At 38.4% G+C, this 20,243-nt stretch carries 19 protein-coding genes; 13 read left to right on the forward strand and 6 right to left on the reverse strand.

The features are described 5' to 3' along the window. Positions 1-37: 37 nt before the first annotated feature. Positions 38-697 carry a lysophospholipid acyltransferase family protein gene (locus tag KCG35_RS09525; RefSeq protein WP_215819462.1) on the reverse strand — a complete coding sequence of 220 codons (660 nt, stop codon included), beginning with the start codon at positions 695-697 and terminating at the stop codon, positions 38-40. Further along, positions 675-1,622, reverse strand: coding sequence for a phosphatidate cytidylyltransferase (locus tag KCG35_RS09530; RefSeq protein ID WP_215819463.1), 948 nt, complete (start codon positions 1,620-1,622; stop codon positions 675-677). Before KCG35_RS09530 ends, KCG35_RS09525 begins: the two co-directional genes overlap by 23 nt. Positions 1,623-2,094: 472 nt before the next feature. Here KCG35_RS09530 and KCG35_RS09535 point away from each other — a divergent pair, with 472 nt between their 5' ends. After that, complete coding sequence (locus KCG35_RS09535) at positions 2,095-2,793, forward strand: hypothetical protein (RefSeq protein WP_215819464.1); 699 nt, start codon at positions 2,095-2,097, stop codon at positions 2,791-2,793. A 101-nt stretch (positions 2,794-2,894) separates the two neighbouring features. After that, positions 2,895-3,626 (forward strand): FAD-binding oxidoreductase, encoded by a 732-nt coding sequence (locus KCG35_RS09540; RefSeq protein WP_215819465.1) that lies wholly within the window; start codon positions 2,895-2,897, stop codon positions 3,624-3,626. Here KCG35_RS09540 and KCG35_RS09545 read toward each other — a convergent pair. Then, on the reverse strand, positions 3,623-4,405 hold the full coding sequence (locus KCG35_RS09545) for a M90 family metallopeptidase (RefSeq protein WP_215819466.1): 783 nt from the start codon (positions 4,403-4,405) through the stop codon (positions 3,623-3,625). The genes KCG35_RS09540 and KCG35_RS09545 overlap by 4 nt on opposite strands. A 332-nt stretch (positions 4,406-4,737) precedes the next feature. On the opposite strand from KCG35_RS09545, the gene KCG35_RS09550 reads away from it, so the two are divergent. The 5 genes from KCG35_RS09550 to KCG35_RS09570 all read left to right on the forward strand — a co-directional run bounded on the left by KCG35_RS09550 (position 4,738) and on the right by KCG35_RS09570 (position 8,956). Beyond that, complete coding sequence (locus KCG35_RS09550; protein ID WP_215819467.1) at positions 4,738-5,550, forward strand: SDR family oxidoreductase; 813 nt, start codon at positions 4,738-4,740, stop codon at positions 5,548-5,550. 94 nt (positions 5,551-5,644) lie between these two features. Then, on the forward strand, positions 5,645-5,935 hold the full coding sequence (locus tag KCG35_RS09555) for a hypothetical protein (protein WP_215819468.1): 291 nt from the start codon (positions 5,645-5,647) through the stop codon (positions 5,933-5,935). A gap of 690 nt (positions 5,936-6,625) precedes the next feature. After that, a complete protein-coding gene (trmH, locus tag KCG35_RS09560) occupies positions 6,626-7,333 on the forward strand; it encodes a tRNA (guanosine(18)-2'-O)-methyltransferase TrmH (protein ID WP_215819469.1) in 708 nt (235 codons plus the stop codon). Between the two features lie 143 nt (positions 7,334-7,476). Beyond that, positions 7,477-8,340, forward strand: a complete 864-nt coding sequence (gene tesB / locus KCG35_RS09565; RefSeq protein WP_215819470.1) for an acyl-CoA thioesterase II — start codon at positions 7,477-7,479, stop codon at positions 8,338-8,340. Positions 8,341-8,350: 10 nt separating this feature from the next. Continuing rightward, entirely contained in the window at positions 8,351-8,956 is a 606-nt protein-coding gene (locus KCG35_RS09570) for an HAD family hydrolase (protein ID WP_215819471.1), read from the forward strand. Here the strand turns inward: KCG35_RS09570 and KCG35_RS09575 are convergent. After that, on the reverse strand, positions 8,942-9,955 hold the full coding sequence (locus KCG35_RS09575; protein WP_215819472.1) for a DMT family transporter: 1,014 nt from the start codon (positions 9,953-9,955) through the stop codon (positions 8,942-8,944). The two genes, KCG35_RS09570 and KCG35_RS09575, sit on opposite strands and share 15 nt — an antisense overlap. Before the next feature lie 582 nt (positions 9,956-10,537). Between KCG35_RS09575 and KCG35_RS09580 the strand changes: the two genes are divergently transcribed. The 5 genes from KCG35_RS09580 (at position 10,538) to KCG35_RS09600 (ending at position 16,145) form a co-directional block, all read left to right on the forward strand. Continuing rightward, a complete protein-coding gene (locus tag KCG35_RS09580; protein WP_215819473.1) occupies positions 10,538-11,296 on the forward strand; it encodes a substrate-binding periplasmic protein in 759 nt (252 codons plus the stop codon). A 243-nt stretch (positions 11,297-11,539) separates the two neighbouring features. Continuing rightward, entirely contained in the window at positions 11,540-12,286 is a 747-nt protein-coding gene (locus KCG35_RS09585; RefSeq protein WP_215819474.1) for a substrate-binding periplasmic protein, read from the forward strand. Between the two features lie 301 nt (positions 12,287-12,587). Next, positions 12,588-13,682: an ABC transporter substrate-binding protein gene (locus KCG35_RS09590; RefSeq protein WP_215819475.1), complete on the forward strand. Its 1,095-nt coding sequence runs from the start codon at positions 12,588-12,590 to the stop codon at positions 13,680-13,682. Between the two features lie 424 nt (positions 13,683-14,106). Then, positions 14,107-15,501, forward strand: coding sequence for a cache domain-containing protein (locus tag KCG35_RS09595; RefSeq protein ID WP_215819476.1), 1,395 nt, complete (start codon positions 14,107-14,109; stop codon positions 15,499-15,501). A gap of 5 nt (positions 15,502-15,506) precedes the next feature. Next, positions 15,507-16,145, forward strand: coding sequence for a response regulator transcription factor (locus tag KCG35_RS09600; protein ID WP_215819477.1), 639 nt, complete (start codon positions 15,507-15,509; stop codon positions 16,143-16,145). 254 nt (positions 16,146-16,399) lie between these two features. On the opposite strand, the gene KCG35_RS09605 is transcribed toward KCG35_RS09600, so the two are convergent. Beyond that, positions 16,400-17,761, reverse strand: coding sequence for a diguanylate cyclase domain-containing protein (locus KCG35_RS09605; RefSeq protein ID WP_215819478.1), 1,362 nt, complete (start codon positions 17,759-17,761; stop codon positions 16,400-16,402). A 150-nt stretch (positions 17,762-17,911) separates the two neighbouring features. After that, positions 17,912-19,306, reverse strand: a complete 1,395-nt coding sequence (locus KCG35_RS09610; RefSeq protein ID WP_215819479.1) for an aminotransferase-like domain-containing protein — start codon at positions 19,304-19,306, stop codon at positions 17,912-17,914. A gap of 126 nt (positions 19,307-19,432) precedes the next feature. On the opposite strand from KCG35_RS09610, the gene KCG35_RS09615 reads away from it, so the two are divergent. After that, positions 19,433-20,170: an alanyl-tRNA editing protein gene (locus KCG35_RS09615; RefSeq protein ID WP_215819480.1), complete on the forward strand. Its 738-nt coding sequence runs from the start codon at positions 19,433-19,435 to the stop codon at positions 20,168-20,170. Positions 20,171-20,243 lie beyond the last annotated feature (73 nt).

The raw sequence follows: 20,243 nt of genomic DNA on the forward strand, positions 1-20,243 counted from the left end.
TAGTGAAAGCCACACAATGTGTGGCTTTTTTTATGTTTTAAATGATATAACGATCAGTTTTTATTTTGCTTGATAGTTGATCGAAGCTTGCTTGTAGGTTGACTATATAATCAGAGGCATTAGATGCTGCTGGAATTGATTGTCCAATGACAATATCTGAGAAAAACGGAACAATAATTTTTTCTCCTTTGGGTAGTGACTTGCCGAGTCCGTAGATAAAAACAGGGGTAACCGTACACTCTGTATGTGCTTGGCTCAAATAATAAATTCCTTTTTTTAATGGTTGACGTTGTTCTGGTTCACCACGAGTTCCTTCCGGAAATAAAATGAGTATTTGACCATTTATTAATGCTTGATGGCAGGGGTGTAAGAGATCCTCTTTATTTTGTGTGTTATTTCGAGAAAGGGGGACAATATCTAATACATGCGTTGAAAACCATGAAAGGAAACGATTTCTTAAGAAATAGTCTGCGGCTGCAACAGGCCTTACCATTGATAATTTTTTAAGCGGATATAAACTCATCAATACAATAGCATCGAGATGACTGTTGTGATTGGCAACAACAATAGCAGGCCCATTGTCAGGTAAATGCTCACGGTTATAAATGCGTAGGCCAATTAGAATTTTAATAAGCGCAGCAAAAAAAAATAGTTTGAGCCACTTGGTTTTTGTTTTAGTAGTGTAAGTAGTAGACATAATGAAAAAATAATGGTGTGGTATAAATTAGACTATCAACACGATCAAGAATGCCGCCGTGTCCAGGAATTAGAGTGCCACTGTCTTTAATATTCAGATCGCGTTTAACGGCAGAAATGGAAACATCTCCAATAAAGCCAAATGTAGCAATCATTAGCCCTGCACCTATGCTTTCCCATACCGTGAGGGGGGTCAGGTAAGGGGCTAATAGATAGGCTAATAATGTGGTAATTATTAAACCTCCAATAAACCCTTCGGTTGTTTTTTTAGGGCTTACTGTTGATAGAACGGGATGTTTGCCTAATAGTTTCCCCCAAGTAAATTGCATAACGTCATTAAATTGCGCAAGTAACACTAAAAATAAAATTAAGCCATAATTACTTGCGTGTTCGTTAACACTATCAGGAAGCTTCAGAAAGTATGCCATATGACTTAAACAAAAAACGGTAAATAAAAGTAGCCAGTTTATTGTACTAGCTGCAGCCATAAATCCTTTGGTATTACCAATCAATACCATACGCATGGGTAAAAAAAGTGCCATATAGAGGGGAATGAAAATAATAAACATGCCATACCAACCTATATAGATCCAGTAAAATTGGAGGGGAATTGCAATATAGGCCCAAAAGATGGGGCGGTGGTCAGTACGGCGGGTAGGAATAAGTGATACAAATTCTTTGAAAGCAAAAAAACTAAGAAAGCCAATAGCTGTTATAGTAAACCCTTCAGGTACTAAAAAGGTACAAAAAATAATAGTCACCATCACCCACCAAGCATTAATCCGTTTGGTTAATTCTTGGTAATCACGAGCGGATAAACGTTGTTTTAAACGATAAATAAGTAATGAGCCAAGACACAGTAGGCTGTATATTCCTCCAAAAATGATAAAGATGATATTGGGTATACCGAGTAACGGGTTATTCATAAAGTTCCTTTGAAGAATAAGTTTTGACAAATGTACAGTTTATCTTTATGTAACAAGTTTAATGAATGCCTCTTGTAAGGTGGTACAAAAATGAAAAAAGTATACAGTGTTGTGAGTATACTACGAATTGAGTTCAAGAGAGTAATGTGAAGAGGAAAACAGATATTTTGCACATTCGTGTAAAAATAGGTTTGATTTTTCAAAATTATTGCAGAATGTAAACTATGCTGTGAGGCCTCTCCCATTATGAAAATAGCACTAGTGTAATATTTGTGGTCAAAAGCTAAGACAGATTCGTTGATGAGAGTTATACCTATCACACATAGATTATAAAACATAGCTGTCCTTGCTTTTATGTGTAGCTCTCGCTTTATGATTAGCGCTTCTACTTCATAAATTTGACATTATTGCAAAAGTATATGCAGTTGAGAGTGCGCCCTAGTTTGAATAGGGATAGCAGGAGTATTATGGGATGAGTAATCAAGTTGATGTATTTGACGATAGCCAAACCTTGCACAGCAAAGCAGCAATTAATACGGTAAAGATCAAGCAAGGTGAAGTAGTTAGCTCTAAAAAGGTGTTTGGTGTTTTGTCTATCTATTCACCCTTGGCTATGCGTCATCTGGATAATCATGAAGCCTTTGTGAATGGCGCCAGAGTGCTGGACATTAAAGCCGTTGCTAAAATGATTAAAAGAATGACATATCGTGTGCAATTAGGTGATCAACAAGCCGAAAAGAAAATTAAACAATGGGATAAATTGATATTAGAGCAACATCAGCAGATGGAACAAGTTATAACCAGAATAAAAATTGACTTGTCAGGACATTTATCCCAGTGTGCAACTGCGGTTAACAACAAAGTTCAATACAAAGTGCTCTGGAATGACCCGCTTGTTTGGAACTTACTAAGGATGGTCATGCTGTTAGATCATGGCTGCATGTTAATTGATGAAGCAACCAGAAGGCAGTTGGTAGATTTTCGACTACAGAAAAAGTGGTATTCAGAGTTAGGTAAGCCTTTGAGAAAAGCAATGCGTACAGTTGCTGAAACAGCTATGCAAAAGCAAGCTAAATCATTGGGTGTTGTTGGTGTTGGTGATAAACCATTAATTGGCGCTTCATTACAAACACACATTGATATAAAAGCTTCTGTCGCTCAATATACCTAGTGTGATTGTTTTTTGATCATACTTAAAGGGGTTTAGGTAAATGTAAAATGAGCTAGTCTAATAAGTTAAAACGACAGCGCAGTTTACATTGAAAAGACCTAATGGATATATCGAGTCAAAAAATTACATTGCTAAGTAAAATGCTATTAACACCACGGGTGTTATGGTTGCGCTTTCAGCTATCTGAACCTTTCTGCTTCCAAGCAGGACAGTTTATCAAGCTTGAGTGGGATGTTAACAGGCAGCAAGTAGCCAGAAGTTACAGTATAGCTTCACCTCCGTATCAAGGAATGACCTCATTGAGTCTTGTTGCAACCTTATTGGCTAATGGTATCGCTTCTACCCAGTTTCAGCATGCGCAGCCAGGTTGGCAAATTTGGTTAAAAGGGCCTTATGGACGTTTATTGTTATCAAAGGCTAGTGAGTGTCCACCTCAGCTTGTTTTAGTTGCAACAGGTACTGGCATAGCGCCATTTTATGCCATGTTGCCTGAACTGGAAGAATACCTGAAAAAGGGCTGTCAAATAGAGCTATTCTTTGGTGTAAGAAATACTGAAGATTTATTTTTCTATTATCCTTTTCGAATGCTTGCAGAGAGGTTTATAAACTTTCGCTTTTCTGTCTGCTTCAGTCGATTGCAGACAACAAATTTGCCACATGGGCATTTGGGGTATGTACAAGACAGATTAATTGTGCTTGATACTCACCCTAGCGCTTTAGTTATGCTTTGTGGTCATCCAGATATGGTGGATCGTTGCTTTTCGCTTTTTACAAAAGAAAAAGGTTTAAAAGCCTCTCAAATAAAACGTGAAAAATACATCCTAAATCATTAAGTTGTTGTATTTTTCTGTTGATTATTTGTCCAGGTTCGAGGGTCTAAATGGTAGTAACTATGTAGAATTTGGAATAATGCTGGGTTATGCATTGCCAGTTGGTGGGGATGAGTAAAAAAAGTTTCTGTTGCCACAGCGAAAAATTCTGCAGCATTTGTAGCACCATATCGGTTAATTACATGAGGGATACCTACTATCACTTCGTGCCTTAAGCGTGCCAATTCTTCAGCCATCAAATGGCTCCAGTGTTGAAAGCTGTGTTTGGGACCTAAAATAGGAATGCCATCAGTATACCCATCTTCAGCGTCTAACTGATGGGCAAACTCATGAAAGGTCACGTTTTGGCCTCGTTGTGGGTGACGACTGTCGGTAATGACATCATCCCATGACAGAACAATTCGTCCATTATGCCAGGATTCACCTAGACGGTGAGAAGGCGCTGAGGAAACAATGCCTTGCTCAGAATGTTGGGCATCAGGGACGGTGAAAGCACCAGGATAAACAAGGATTGATTGTAACTTGTTGTACCATGCTTTGGGTTGGTTCAATATGAGTAGGCAAGCCTGTGCTGCAATGATTACTCGAATTTCTTCTGTTAAAGAAAGCCCTTGGCAGCCATAAAATTTTTTTTCTAACAAAAAAAGTTGGATTAATTTTTGTAGTCTGAGTTTTAATGATTGAGGCAATAAGTGATAAATAGCAAAATTTTTATTTAAGATATCATGCCAATCTTGTGGAAATGCTGTTCTGAGAACACGTTTACGCCGGAGTTGTGGCATTATAAATACTTTGAATACTACAAAGCTCAGTATAATAATACAGACTGCTGTATAAATGACGAGTGTAACGTCAGGCACTAATACATTCCTATGGGCAAGTAAAAAGAAATATACCCTTTCAGAGTATGCACTTTCTGGTGGATAACCAGGTAATATAATATGAAGACTTTTGGTGATTATTCAAGTACATGGCTTGTGATTATCCATTTGTGACTGAAATAGCATTTGGATTTGAACTTCTTCCTGAGAAAAAGGTAACCGCTACGTAATAAAAAATTTGCTATTCTTTAGTATGAGTTTTTTAAGAATAATTAAAATAATATGCTTTTATAATGAAATATTTTTTTCGTAATAAAGTTGTAGTCATTACAGGCGCTTGTGCAGGGATTGGGCGACAGCTGTGCTTGCGTTTTGCTCGTGCAGGCGCTTGGATTGCTGCAATTGATCTTGACCAATCTCAACTTGATGCATTAGCTAATCATTTGGAAGCTCTTAATACTCGTGCATTGGGGCTTGCGTGTGATGTAAGTCGAGAAGGTGATGTTGAATATGCTTTTAATTTGATTCTTGATCATTTTAAAAGAATTGATGTATTGATAAATAATGCAGGGATTACACATCGGAGTGCTTTTATAGATACAGATATTGCCGTATTTCGACGTGTGTTGGATGTCAACTTTTTTGGTGCATTATATTGCACTAAAATAGCCTTACCGGCATTATTAGATAGTAAAGGGTTAGTCATCACGTTAAGTAGTATGTCTGGCTTTACACCTATGTGGTATCGCTCTGGGTATAGTGCGAGCAAGCATGCATTACATGGTTTATTTGAAAGTCTAAGACTGGAAGTTGATGAGGATGGTGTGAATATTATGATGGTGTGTCCAGGTTTTACGGCCACTGATATCCATAAAAATGCACTTGAAGGCGATGGTTCAATTACTAAGTCCCCTTTTTCGTTGGTTGGACAGTTAGCATCACCCGTTGATGTGGCTGATGAGATCTATCAGGCAGCGACAAAACGTAAACGGTTATTAGTGCTGTCAAATGTAGGTCGACGAGCACGTATGCTTTCATATTTCTGTCCGCATTTATTTGAGCGCTTGATGTTAAAGATTAAGAAAGAGCAACAGGGTCATTCCTAAATATTATTGAGAATGGGAAATTAGAGTAGTATATCCTTTTCTTTGCGTGTAATCAGCAGTGGTATAAGGCTTAAGATGATAAGGTATAAGGTTGATGATAAAGTATCTTAGTTTTATCTGTATATTATTGGGTATATGTGTTGGTTGTGTAGCTAAACAACCTGCAAATTATGTTACTTGCCCTGAGACGAGACCAGAGTTTTGTACTCGTAATTATCAACCTGTGTGTGCTGAGCGTGATACGGGGGTTCGTTGTGTAACAACACCTTGTGATGAAGCCGTTGAGTGGGTGAAAAAGTCAAATAGTTGTGAAGCCTGTGCAGATGAAAAAGTCTATGGATATTACCCAGGTGAATGTAACAGTAAGCCACATAACACAGACTAGGAAATGTTGCTCTACCCTCTGCAAATTCTAGGACTCAAGGGGGGGGGGAGTGTTTGCAGTCAGCCCCTTATCGGTGAAAAAATAACCAAATTGTTTTGTAAATGAATATATTATGGATATTCCCCTATATCCTTTTTTCATTATATAACGCGTCGCTCCCAGCACCTGTTTCACAAACTAATTCAAGTACTGCAAATCTACTTTTTGCTATACCTCAATCATTATTAAATGAACAATCTGTGGTTTTTCGATGTAGGTCATTGGCAAACAAAGTCTGGGTCGAACTGTTTACCGAAAGGATGCGGAAACCAAGCCTCCAGGGCAGGATTCTCGACGTGTTTGAAGGGCGTTATACAGACTTTAGGCAAAGGTGCTTTAGAAAATGACTTTTATAAAGGTAAAGCTATATGAGATTGCCCTGCGATATTCCCTTGCCGTATTAAATATAAAATTTTCTTGAGTAAAAATGGGGATCGAAATTAATGAAAGAGCAATAATTAAAACTAAAATAACATGAGTAGAAGCAGGTGTTCGTATATCCATTACGGTAGTGGATGCTAAGTCTGTCGTTCTACTTGGCGCTCCAAAAGTGCATTAATAGCAGATATACTGAATCAAAAGGTGAATAGAGTGTGTGATTAGTGGTATATAGCGATAATTTCAGTAGTAGTAAATTAGAAGGAACACTGAGTGACTCCTGAGCGTTATAAGCGATATAAGACAACCTTGGATCGTCGTCAGCCAGATTTGACTGTGGTCACTGACAGAGTGCATAAACCTCATAATTTAGCAGCTATTGTAAGAACATGTGATGCTGTGGGGATTGGTGAGTTTCACTACACTCTCCCTCGAGTAGGTTATAGAAGCCTTCCTGGTACAACAATGGGTAGCCACCAATGGGTTACTCGACGCTCGTATGATACTGTGCAAGAGGGCATTGATTACTTGAAGTCTACAGGCTTTAAGATATTTGCTGCACACTTCTCGACACGAGCAGTGAACTTTCGAGTGGTTGATTACACACAACCTTGTGCAATTTTACTTGGGGCTGAGAAGCAGGGCGTCAGTGCAACGGCTGCTGAGGTTGCAGATGAGCATATTATTATTCCTATGCAAGGTATGGTGGCATCATATAATGTGTCTGTTGCAGCCGCTATTATTTTAAGTGAAGCACAACGACAACGTGAGAATAAAGGGCTTTATAATCATGTTAGGCTTGAACAATTTGTTTATCAGCAGTTACTGTTTAGGTGGTGTCACCCTTTAGTGGCTGAACTTTGTGATAAACACCAACTGCCTTATCCTCCACTGGATCATGAAGGGATAATTATTGAGCAACAGCAGTGGTATAATCAGGTGAAAGCATTGCTGAATAGTTCAGTAAAAAAACATGATTAAACGGAAACGTTAGCATTTTTTAGGATGTAACATAGTTGTTTTTGGTTGCAAGAAATAGTTTTAAAAAGTTTATGTTTTAGATACTGACTAAACTCAGGTAGTAATAAAGCATTTTTTTATGAGTTTTGTATTTGAGGTAATCTATGGCTGATGTATTAAATAATCTGTTAGCATTACTGCAATTGGAAAAAATTGAGGAAAACCTGTTTAGAGGTCAAAGCCAGGATTTGGGATTTCCACAGGTTTTTGGTGGTCAAGTAATGGGGCAGGCACTATCAGCGGCAAAGCAAACAGTAGATGAAAGTCGTAGTGTACACTCATTTCATAGTTACTTTTTACGTCCAGGTGATGTTTCTAAGCCAATTGTTTATGATGTGCATAGCATACGCGATGGAAAAAGTTTTACAACGCGTCGTGTTGCGGCTATTCAAAATGGTAAGCCTATTTTGTACATGTCAGCCTCATTTCAGCGTAAAGAGAATGGCTTTGAGCATCAGGATAGCATGCCAGAGGTTCCTGGTCCTGAAGGATTAATGTCAGAGCTTGAAATGGCTCGAAAATTTAAGCATTTAATTCCAGAACCGTTAAGAGAAAAATTAACCTGCGATAAGCCAATTGAAATAAGACCTGTAAACCCAGTGAACCCGCTTGCGCCAGAAAGACGGGACCCTGTTAACTATGTATGGTTCAAGGCAACGGGTACTATGCCTGATGATCTTCGCGTGCATAAATATTTATTAGCGTATGCATCAGATTTTTATTTCTTAATAACGGCATTATTGCCGCATAAAGTTTCTCTGTGGCAAAAAAATATGCAAATTGCAACGATAGACCATGCTATGTGGTTTCACCAAGACTTTCGCATGGATGACTGGTTACTTTATGCTGTAGATAGTCCATCTGCTTCAGGCGCAAGAGGACTAGTGCGAGGGCAGTTTTTTAACCGGCAGGGACAATTGGTTGCCTCAACAATGCAGGAAGGATTAATCAGGCAGCATGAAAAATAAGTAGCCTAAAATGAAGCCATTTTCATTAAAAAATAAATCTCTATGGATTTTTGATTTAGATGGTACCTTAACTAAACCTGTTCATGATTTTATTGGAATTCGTGAGTCTTTATCTATTCCACGAGAAGAAGATATTTTAACGTTTATTGAACAGCAAGCGCCAGAAAAAGCCCATCGTTTACATCTGTCGCTGGAGTCAATAGAAACGTCTCTTGTGGAAAAAAGTGAAGCCGCAGCGGGTGTAAAAGAGTGCTTGTATTATTTGAGTAAATTTGCTTCTCTCGCAGTTTTGACGAGAAATACACGTGCAAATGCATTGAGAGCTCTAGCGATGATTGGGCTTGATGAATTCTTTTCGCCAGAAGCTGTGATTGGTCGTAAAGAAGCAGCCCCAAAACCAGCGCCAGCGGGTGTTCTACAGTTGATGGCTCACTTTTCCTGTGCTCCTGCGCAGACAGTTGTTGTGGGTGATTATTGGCATGATTTAAAAGCGGGACGTGCTGCAGGAGTAACCACTGTTCATGTGGACTATCGTCAACAGTTTGCTTATAGCAAATACGCTGATGTTGAGTGCAACGATTTAGTTGCACTCGAAGAATTATTAAGGTTGAGTTGAGTTATCCGTAAAGGGTTGGCGACGAAACTGTTTTGGATTGATAGCCATAACTAATCCGCCACACACAATAAGGGCTGCACCAATTATTATGAAGGCATCAGGAATATCTCCCCAAATGAAGTAGCCAAGAATAACTCCCCAGACAACGACAGAGTATTGAAAGGCTCCGACCATGGGGGCTGGAATATATTTTAACGCAGCAAAAATTGGCATTTGCGCGAGACCATTCAAAAAACCGCACAGTGCAAAAATGAGCCAATCCTGAGCTGTAGGTGGTGTGTATCCGTAATAAAGCATGAGTATGCCGGAAATAATGAGAGGTACCTGACAACCGTAGAAGAGTGTGGTGCTTTGTTGCTCAGATTTGCTCATAATACGTAGCATAATAGTATTAAGGGCAAAGCATAATGCGGTACCAAGAGCCCCTAACATACCGATATTAAAATTACCCATCCCAGGTCGAAGTACAACTAATACGCCACAAAAGCCAATCATGATGGCCATAATTTGTCGTTTATTCAGCTTATCACCTAACAATAAGGGAGCTAAGAGTGCCAAGATGATTGGGCCTGTCAGAATGAGTGCAAAACTATCTGCTAACGGCATCATACTAAAGGCGAGTAAAGCGCAAAGTCTCAGTCCTAACAGGACCAGTCCTCGTGTTAACTGAAGTGTAGGTCGTTGTGTTTTGAAGATACTACGACTGCCTTTACGTTGACGTAGTAGAATAAACCCTATTGGCAACAAGCTAAATAAGAACGTCAAAAAACTGATTTGTGCAAAGTGGTAGCTGGATGTTAACCATTTTGAACTGGCATCCATCAAACTGAATAATAAAAAGCCGAGCGCAGCAAGTGAAATGCCATATAGCTCCGAAGAACGCTGGGCATACGTCATAATGTTTCCTATTAATGGATGGTTAAAAATATACCAATAGCCGATGGCTGAACTTAAATGAAGTGATATATTGAACTCGTATTCTACATTAAGTTTAGGCATTACGCACAATGTGTTCCTTAGCGCTGAGGTTTTTGGTTAGTTACTAATGCCTGTTCACTTAGCGGCATACCCTTCACCAATCATTTTTATACACCTAGGGCAAAAGGGTGGCGTTGTTGGCATTCTTGTATGAACATAACCGCCCAGCTTGGGCTTTTAAAACAACCGTTGTTGCTATCGCTCGTCTTAACTGGTCAGACTAGCCTCACTAAAAAACCTTCGTTATGGTTATATGTAACCTTTTGCGATGAGTAGACTTACTTTAAAACTTATGAGAAAAGCACTTGACAGATATTTGAATAGGATTATAAGTTAGAAGCATTCTAGTTAACGTTTATAATTTAGACAGTTATGAATTAATAACCTGCGTTGATAGATAACAAAGTAGATTTTAATAGCAAGGTTTTTTAAACTTTGTTCCTTATTAAATATATTTTCAAAATGTATAAGTTAAAACGCTTGTGTAAATTATATGCGTATACTATGTAGCGGAACTTCATTTAATTGACAGGAGATTATTAAGCAAGGAACGCCACACGTCCTAAACTAACAATAAAGTAAGCGAGTAACGAGGTTAGTGGCATGTTCTATAAATGGTTGAAATGGTGTGTACTCTGCCTGGCAGCTGGGTTTGCTAATATTTCTACAGCTGATATTGATCCTAACTATAAAGTTATTTTACTCACAGAGAATTTTCCCCCGTATAACATGAGCGTCAATGACAAAAACTTCGCTCGAGATAATAATATTGATGGTATTTCAGCAGATGTTGTCAGAGAGATGTTTAAACGGGCAGGTCTTCGATATACGTTAACACTTCGTTTTCCCTGGGATCGAATTTTTAACTTAACTCGTGAGAAAAGTAACTATGGGCTCTTTTCCACAGTCCGTAATTCGGATCGTGAGAAAATGTTTAAGTGGGTAGGGCCTATTGCTCAATTTGATTCTGTTTTTCTTGCTAAAGAATCAAGTTCAATCGTTATTTCTCGTTTGGAAGATGCTAAAAAATATCGTGTTGGTGGTTATGAAGGGGATGCCACAGCAAACTTCTTGCAAAAACGAGGTTTTGAACTGATTTTATCGTTAAAAGATAACAAAAATGCGAAAAAACTTAATCAGGGCAAAATTGATCTTTGGGCGACAGGTGATCCATCAGGACGTTATCTTGCTCAACAAGAAGGGGTTAGAAACCTTAAGAAAGTATTTACCTTTAATACGTCAGACCTGTATTTAGCACTTAATCCAGAAGTACCTGATGAGGTTGTTAATAAACTACAAAGTGCGTTGGATGAGATGCGTAAAGAAGGCTTTATTGAAGAAACGATCAATAGTTATCTATAAGTTTTAATGGTAAAGATGAGGTAAAATATTTAATTTATGAACGATAGTTTATTATTTGATATTTTTGAAAGAAATATCCAGAATTTTTTGTGAAGTTAATCTAAAATTGACTATTGATTACTCTTGTCGTCATACTTATTTATATTAACAATGAATAATGTTTAATGAGTGCTAAGGAAGTGTTTTAAGTATAATGCTTTATGTGGGATGGATAATACTACCTGTTCTAAAAGGTAATTTTTAATGAGCCGCAATAATTGGCTGATAGCCAACATATTTTTGCTATTAGGCTGTATTTCATTTAACTTGCCCGCTTTTGAGTTAAAACTACTTACTGAAAACAGTCCTCCATTTAATATGAGTGCAGGGGGGGGGAATTTTGCTCGAGGCGATCAAGTAGTAGGCATTGCAACCAATGTTGTTCGTGAAGTGTGTAAGAAAGCAAGTGTATCTTGTGAAATTACCTTGCGTTTTCCTTGGAGCCGTATTTATGAACAAACATTAGAGCGCTCTGAATATGGTATTTTTTCTATGGCTCGGACGCCGGAAAGAGCGAGTTTATTTCAGTGGGTAGGACCAGTAGCAAAGAATAAGTGGGTTTTCCTTGCTAAAGCAGATAGTAGTATTACCGTTAACAAGCTTGATGATGCTAAGAAATATATTGTTGGTGCTTATAAAGGGGATGCTAAAGAAAAATTTTTGACTGACCATGGTTTTAATTTAGAAACATCGCTTAAAGATGATCGGCTTGCTAAGAAGTTAGGTGAAGGCAAGATAGATTTATGGGCAGTGAGTGAATTATCAGGGCAGATGTTAGCAAAGAAGCTAGATCTTTCGGTTAAGCAGGTCTTTGTATTTGGTGAAATCGATTTGTTTATTGGACTTAACAAGGAAGTCCCAGCAGATGTTGTGAGCAAAATGCAAAAAGCTGCAGAAGAGCTAAATAAATCAGGGCGTATTCACGAAATTCAGAATAGTTATTTTAGATAATACTCATTAAAAAAATAATGGAATTTTATTGATATTTTTTGTTATATACCTATAACGAAGGGTTTTTAGCGGCGGCTGTTAAGAGCACAGACAACAAACCATAAAATTGATTCGCGAAGAGTATACCTCATTAGCTATTATATTTGTAGCACTTTCTTATTTGACTCAAGATGTCTGTTTTGCAGGATGTTAAGATTGATCCGGATAAATGGTATTTTAAATCATTTCTGAGAAATAACTTAGGAAGGATTTATACCAATTGAATGCAATTGATCACTAAAAGCGCTAAGTAGGTATATTTATGCGAATATTGCTTGTGATCCTGCTATGGGTTTCACAAAGTCTCTGGGCTGGAAGCCAAGTCAATGTTGCAGTGGTTGGCCCTAGGAGTGGCCCTGTTACAGAATATGGTGATATGCAGTTTACTGGGGCTCGATATTCGGCGGATGATATTAATCAATCTTCAGCGTATTCTGTCCACCTAAACTTAATTTCATTTGATGATGCCTGTGACCCGCAACAAGCCATTGACGTTGCGAAAAAAATTGTTCAACAAAAGATTCAATATGTAATAGGCCATTTGTGTTCAAGTGCTACACAAGTTGCTGCTCCCATTTATGAAAAAAATAACATATTGATGATAACTCCTGCCTCAACCAGTCCTACGATTACTCAGCAAGGATACCGGTTTGTGTTTCGTACCATTGGGCTTGATTCAAAGCAAGGCCCATTGGCTGCAGAATATATTATGCATCATAAGCCTAAGAACTTAGCCATAATTCATGATAGACAACAGTATGGAAAGGGAGTGGCAGAGGCAGTTAAAGCAACGCTTATGCAGAATAAGTTTCCTATTAAGTTGATGCTGGAGATAGAAGTTGGTCGAATGAGCTTTGATCAGGAAGTGGAGATCCTGAAGAAGCAAGGAATCGATTTTATCTATTATGGTGGCTACTATCCAGAGCTAGCGCATATACTTAGGCAAAGTAAACGTCAGGGACTTTCGATACAAGCTATGGGACCAGAGGCAATTGCTAGCCAGGATATAATGCCATTATCTTCTCAAGCTGCTGATGGTTTGTTGGTAACACTACCTCCTGCTTTTTCAACGTGGCCTGCAGCTAAAAAGATTGTTGAGCGATTGCACAAAGAAAGATTGGATGAGGGTAGCCCTTTTATTTACACAAGTTATGCTGCAGTACAGGTGCTTGCAAAGGCAATATCAGAGTCTAAGTCTCTTGTTCCAGCTGATATAGCCAATACTTTACGGCAGAAGTCGTTTGATACGCTTATAGGTTCATTATCTTTCAATGATGAGGGCGATCTAAACCAGTTTAAATTTGAGGTTTTCAGAATGGATGCTGATGGAAAAATGAGCAAGGTGTTTTCTCTGTAGGTCTTTTGACAAACAGGGAGATTTTTGCATAAGAGGGAGTGAAAAGAAGGTCAGTACTGATCTTGACTCAAACTACCTATTACCTGACTCACTGAAAGATCTGCACTGACAAGAGGATCAAACAAGCATGCCAATTAGCCGCATGGGACAGTTCCTATTCTATGTTTTTTTTTTGATTTTACCTATCCGCAAAACTACGCAAATTAGCTCAGTAGTTTTTCTTAAGTAAAACTACTTATCTGTTGGTTTGTTAGACAATAAAAATAATGAACCACAGTTGCAGATTATATTCCTCGTGTTATAACTTTGCTAATAATTTGATGTAATTAAAATTGCATTGAACATTATGTAACCTTTACTGAATATACCCACAGCAAAGGATATAGGAGATTTTTTTAAAACAAGGAATAGTGAGAACAACTCTATGTCTGATTATGGGATTTGCTCGTTAAAATTAAAAATAATCCTTTTAGCTATTATTCCACTAGTGGTTGTTATCACGGTGATCTCATTAATGTTTTTTCTCGGATCTGTTGATTTAGCAAAGGAACAGCGTCGTATAGTAAAAGACAACATCATGGCTGAAAAAAAGTATGAACTTCAAAGTTATGTAAATATTGCCATGTACTCCATTAGTCATATTATCGATGTTAATAAAGAGGAAGCTGCAGCAAAACAGCAAGTGAAGAATCTCCTGAATAGTATGCGCTTTGATACGGATGGATACTTTTTTGTTTATACAATGGACGGTACAAATATTGTTCACCCTATGTTGCCTGAAATTCAGGGGAAAAACGTATGGCATGTAAAAGATAAAAATGGCAAGCAAGTCATTAAAGAGCTAGTCACAATTGCAAAAGAAGGAGGAGGATTCTTTCAGTACTGTTGGAATAAGCCATCAGTGAATAAAGAGATGCCTAAAATTGGCTATGTTGTTTCGTTACCAGAGTGGGGGTGGATGATAGGCTCGGGTATTTATATTGATGATATAGATGAAGAAATAAAAAGCTTTAATAATCAAGTGACTAATAGCTTTAATAATACCTTTGTCCGAGTTTTGGTCGTTACAATTATTAGTATCTCAATGATTATCATGTTGATTTTGTCTATCAATATCAGTGAAAAAAAATTGGCAGATAAAAAGTTAAAAGAGCTTACTCAGCGAATTGTTGACTCACAGGAAGCTGAGCGTGCGAGAGTAGCCAGGGAGCTTCATGATGGGATTAACCAGTTATTAGTGTGCATTAAATATTCGTTAGAAGCGGCAAAAGAGCATGTCAATAAAAAAAGCTCAGCAGAACGAGAATTGCAGTGTGGTATTCTGCGCTTGGACGAGGCTATTCAAGAAATAAGACGTATATCAAGAGATTTAAGACCTAGCTTATTAGACCATCTGGGGTTATTTCCTGCATTAGAAGCGTTATGTCGAGATTTTTCTCATCGCACACATATTGAGGTACATTATGTCACTGTCGATAACCTGAGGTTGGTAAGTGATGTAGAAACAACACTGTATAGAATTGCCCAAGAAGCATTAACTAACGTTGAGCGTCACGCAAACGCTACGCAAGTAAAGCTTTGGTTTCAGGTAAATAAGCTTGCCTTGATGATGTATATTGAAGACAATGGACAGGGCATGTCGTTAAATCATCATGGTAATGGCACGGCGATAACGGATGTTTGTACAGGGGTAGGGCTAAGAAATATGCGTGAGCGCATAGGCTATCATGGAGGAGAAATGTTCATTGATACCAAAATTCAAAAAGGTACAAAAATAATAATCAAGTTACCTCTGTTTGCTATACAAGAAACTTCATAGTCACTATGAGTCAGCATATCAGAATATTATTAGTAGATGATCATGTCCTTGTTCAAGAGGGTATAAGAGCACGTTTATCGCAACAAGCTAATTTAGATGTGGTTGCAGTTGCAAGTGATGGTGAAAGTGCACTACGAAAAATAGAAAATACGCCAATTGATGTTGTGTTGATGGATATAAGTATGCCAGGTATGAATGGCATACAGGTTTTACAGCGTATTAAATCCTGGTATCCGGATTTAGTTGTATTGATTTTGACGATGCATGACAGTCGAGAGTATTTGCTGAGTGCTTTGCGTTCAGGGGCATCAGGTTATGTGCTTAAAGATGTTTCTGTAGATGAGTTGATTAATGCTATTGAAGTTGTATTTCATGGCGGAACCTACTTGAGTCGAACTGTTTCTCAGACATTATTAGATAGTGAGCAAGGAGCAACGACGCCAAATATACCACTAACCCCAAGAGAACAAATGGTGCTTGCCTTGCTTGCAAAAGGAGAGGGTAGTAAACATATTGCAAAGAAATTGCACATCAGTGTACGTACAGTAGAAACCCATCGTCAGAAAATTAAACGGAAACTTGGTATCAATAGTACGGCAGAATTAACGCGTTATGCAATAGCACATAATTTAGAAGCTATGTAATTAAGCTACAGGGCAATCGCATATAACTTTACCATGTGATCTAATACCTTTAAATAAGCTGTAAAAAGCATATACCCTTCACGAATCATTTTTAGGGTTTGTTGTCGACACTCTTCACCCCAGTCACTTATTATTATAAACTCCTGGGGCTTCTTTGCTTGACGGCCGCCCCTAAAAACCCTTCGTTATGGATATATATTCTTAACTATTGGGGTATTAATTAAATCGTTGAAAATAAAGGCTTGGAGGTTATGTTACTGAGTTTTGACCTGCATGCTTTCGGCTGCGTTTAGTAAGTTATGTTCTGTTTGGTGTTCATGGCTTATTGCAAAGCCTATAGCACATGTAACGTTTCTTTTAGTATTTTCAATTTCGAAGGGTTCTGTAAATGCGCTATGAATTCTCATACAGCACTGTTCTGCCTGTTGATGATCGGCATCTTCCACTATAACAATAAACTCGTCACTTGCGAATCGGCCAACAGTATCTTTGGGGCGAGTGTTAGCCTGTAAGCGTGTTGTGACCTGTTTTAATAGGGCATCACCAGCTGTATGGCCAAATTGTTCGTTTATATCTTTGAAATTATTGATATCTATTATAATGAGTGCAAAGCTATAATTATTTGATAATAGACTTCTAGCAAAGCAACGCTTTAATTGGTCCAAGAAACTATAACGCTTGAGTAGTCCGGTTAATGCATCATGAGTTTCAGAATATTGTAGTTGGTCAATAATAAGTTGACGGCTAAGTAATGTACCCGTCCATTCCGCAAGAATTTTCAGAAAGCTAATATCTATTCCTGTATAAGGGATGACTCGAGGCGTATTACTAAATAAACAAAGTACCCCATAAACTTTTTCTTGAACGATAATTCGACAACCCATGTATGATTTGGTAACTTGTTCTAGTTGCGCTTCACTAAAATGCTCGTTTAATTGTTGGTAGGTAAAATGAATAGGATTAGGGCTGTTAATTGCGAGATAATTAAGTTTTTCTTGAATAGGTAGGCTAATCAGTGGTTTTTGCTCTGTTGTAGCGTGTTGAAAATCTACAGCAAATTGATCGTTTATTAAACGGTATATAAAGCAAAACTGTTCACCAAAGAGTTCACAACTTGCTTCTAACATTTTATGGATTTGGGTTGAAGTTGAGTCTTCTTTTTGTGAGGTGATTGAAAAAATATGCTCCATGCTTTTTAGTTTATGCAAAATAGGGTGATGCCAAGTATGGGCTATACCTTGGGCAGCATAGCGTGATACGCATAATTTTATGGAGGTTACAACACTTGTTAAAGGCAGGTTTGCCACATCCAGAAAGTCATACATCCCTTCATGAATCAACTCGTCAACTGATAGCTCTGTACTCAGGTCTCCCGCAAGAAGTATGGGAAGTTGTGGATGTTGATAATTAAACTCAATAAGTGATGTAGAGCCAATATTAATATCGACAATAACTGCGTCAATTTCAGATGATTCGATGGTTTGTACAGCATCGTTTAGGGAGCTGGCTGCAATCAGTATAACTTCTTCCTGAAGCTTCTTACTGTTTTTAAGTAAGTTATGGAGTGCTTTATTATTACTTGCTACTACCAGTACGTTGTACGGTCTATGGTTCAAGATAACTATACCTTTTTTGACCTAGTTATTGATAATTAATTATTGTTCCTGCTGTTATTGGTGCTGTGCTGCTATTTAAGTGTTACACGTTAATTTTCTGTTAAGTGTAGCAGTTGGTATATGATCGGTGATGTTATCTTTGCAGCAGGACTACCAATCTTCTGGTTCAGGAGGAATACTGTTTAGTAGTTCTGCGATTTTTTGTAATGCCTGAATAAGCTGGTTACCTTCTTTTATATGGCTAATAGAAATTCGAACAGCCTGAGGAATAGGGGCATTACCTACGGCAAATGAAGCGCTGGGCGTTATATCAATGTGTTCTTGTGCCAATGCATTATGCAGTTCCTGAGCTTGCCAGATGGGAGGAAGGGGTAACCAAATATGGTAGCTTTGTGGGTGGGTGATAGGGTTGAAAGAACTCAAGATATTTGCTGCCATTTTATGACGCTGTGCTAATGTGGAGAGCTGTAAATTAATCAGTTGATTGGCGCTGCCATCTTGCAACCAGCGACATGCTATTTCATGAGTTATGGGGGGGGTTAGCCAACAGTTGGCCCGTAAGCTTCTGGCAAGCAAAGGTAGTGTACTTTGTGGAGAAATAATCCAGCCACTGCGTAGACCACCCGCCAACAGCTTTGAAAAACTACCAATATAAAAAACACGTTCAGGCGCATAATTATAAAGTGCGGGCGGACGGGGCTGCTGTAAAAGACCCTGCACATCATCTTCAATAATCCATATATTGTATTTATTTGCGATATCAACAATCTGTTGCCTACGTTCAGCGGGTGTCGTATTTGTGGTTGGATTATGTAACGTTGGATTGAGGTATATGGCGCGAGGCTGATACTTTTGACAAAGTGCTTCAAAATGATCAGGAATAATACCTTTTTCATCTAATTGAACGCCAAGCAGCTGAAGTCGGTGTTGACGTGCTGAGGCGATAAATCCTGGATAGCTAAGCTGCTCACACAGTACAGTATCTCCTGGTTTGCAAATACTGGCAATGACAATATTTACCCCATGTTGCCCGCCATTTGTCAATAATAGCTGCTCAGCGCTAGTCATTAAATTAAATTGCTTCAGCCAGCTTGCGATTATTTCTCGTTGATGAGGCATGCCTTGCTCAGAGTAATACCCCATAAGCGATGCTAAAAACTTAGGTTGTTGACTCATTTGCTTTAGTGTTTGGCTGAGCAAAAAGTGCTGCTCAGTAAGTGGGGCTATACCCAGGCTCAGATCTGAACGATTTTCTGCAATGTGCTGTTGAATTTGGAAGCCTGAATCAGGTTGTTGTTGGCGAACAAATGTTCCTCGGCCGACATGTCCATATACATAGCCTTGATCTTCCAGTTGTTTATACGCTCGTGACACGGTGCCCACAGTAACACTCAAGCGGTCGGCTAGCTGCCTTTGGGGAGGGAGCTGGTTATGATGAGTGAGCGTGCATGTTCTTATTTGTTCAATATACGCTTTTGCAATGCGTTGATAGCTGGGGCCTGTTTGCCCATTAACATGTTCGGGGTTTATCCAAAGAATTGTCATGGTATCAATATTTTTGTTGAAGTTGATTGTATGCTGATTAATACTAACAATGTTTTTATTTTGTAGCGATTATTATAAGTTTATTTTTAAATTGTATCGATACAATTTTGTCAGGGAAAGGTCGTTATGGAAATGCAGTTTTTGACAAAAAGTTATGCTCAGACATGTGCTACGAGGGTAGTGGAAAGTGGTGAAGGATGGTTGCGTTGTCAGGAGACTGTCTTTTATCCTCAAGGTGGAGGGCAGCTGGGTGATACAGGCAAGGTAATTGTTGGCGATGGTAGTCAGTTAATAATTGTGAATACCTTAAAAGGGGGAGAAATCGGTCAGGTAGTACACTATTTGCAAGATAAATCATGCGTACTTCCTGTAGGACTGCAGGTTAACCTAATACTTGATTGGCAGCGTCGCTATCAGTTTATGCAACTGCACACGGCGCTTCACGTGTTATCAGCGGTACTACCTTTTCCTGTGACAGGGTGTCAAATTAATGAGACATCAGCTCGAATAGACTTAGCCTGTCCTGAGTTAACATTGACCAAAGAAGAAATAACAAAACAGTTAAATGATTTCTGTTGTGCTAATTATGTTGTGTCAGTGGAACAATTACCAGAAGAATTACTGCAAAAACAACTAGAATTAGTTAAAACTATGTCAGTAAAACCACCCGCAGGTGTTGGTAATATTCGTATGATTCGAATTGATTCTATTGATTATCAACCCTGTGGAGGAACTCATGTAGCGAATACAGGAGAAATTCCAGCGCTTGTTGTTTCTAATATTAAATCAAAAGGAAAACAAAATAGGCGGGTGACTATTTGCTTTGCAGAAGAACCAAAGGTGTTGGGCTTGCATTGTGAATAATATGGCAATATTTTTAAAGAAAATACTATATTTAACTCGATGTATACTGCCTCTAACGAAGTATATTTAAGTA

Source organism: Zooshikella harenae (assembly GCF_018837975.1).
Taxonomy (GTDB): Bacteria; Pseudomonadota; Gammaproteobacteria; order Pseudomonadales; family Zooshikellaceae; genus Zooshikella; species Zooshikella harenae.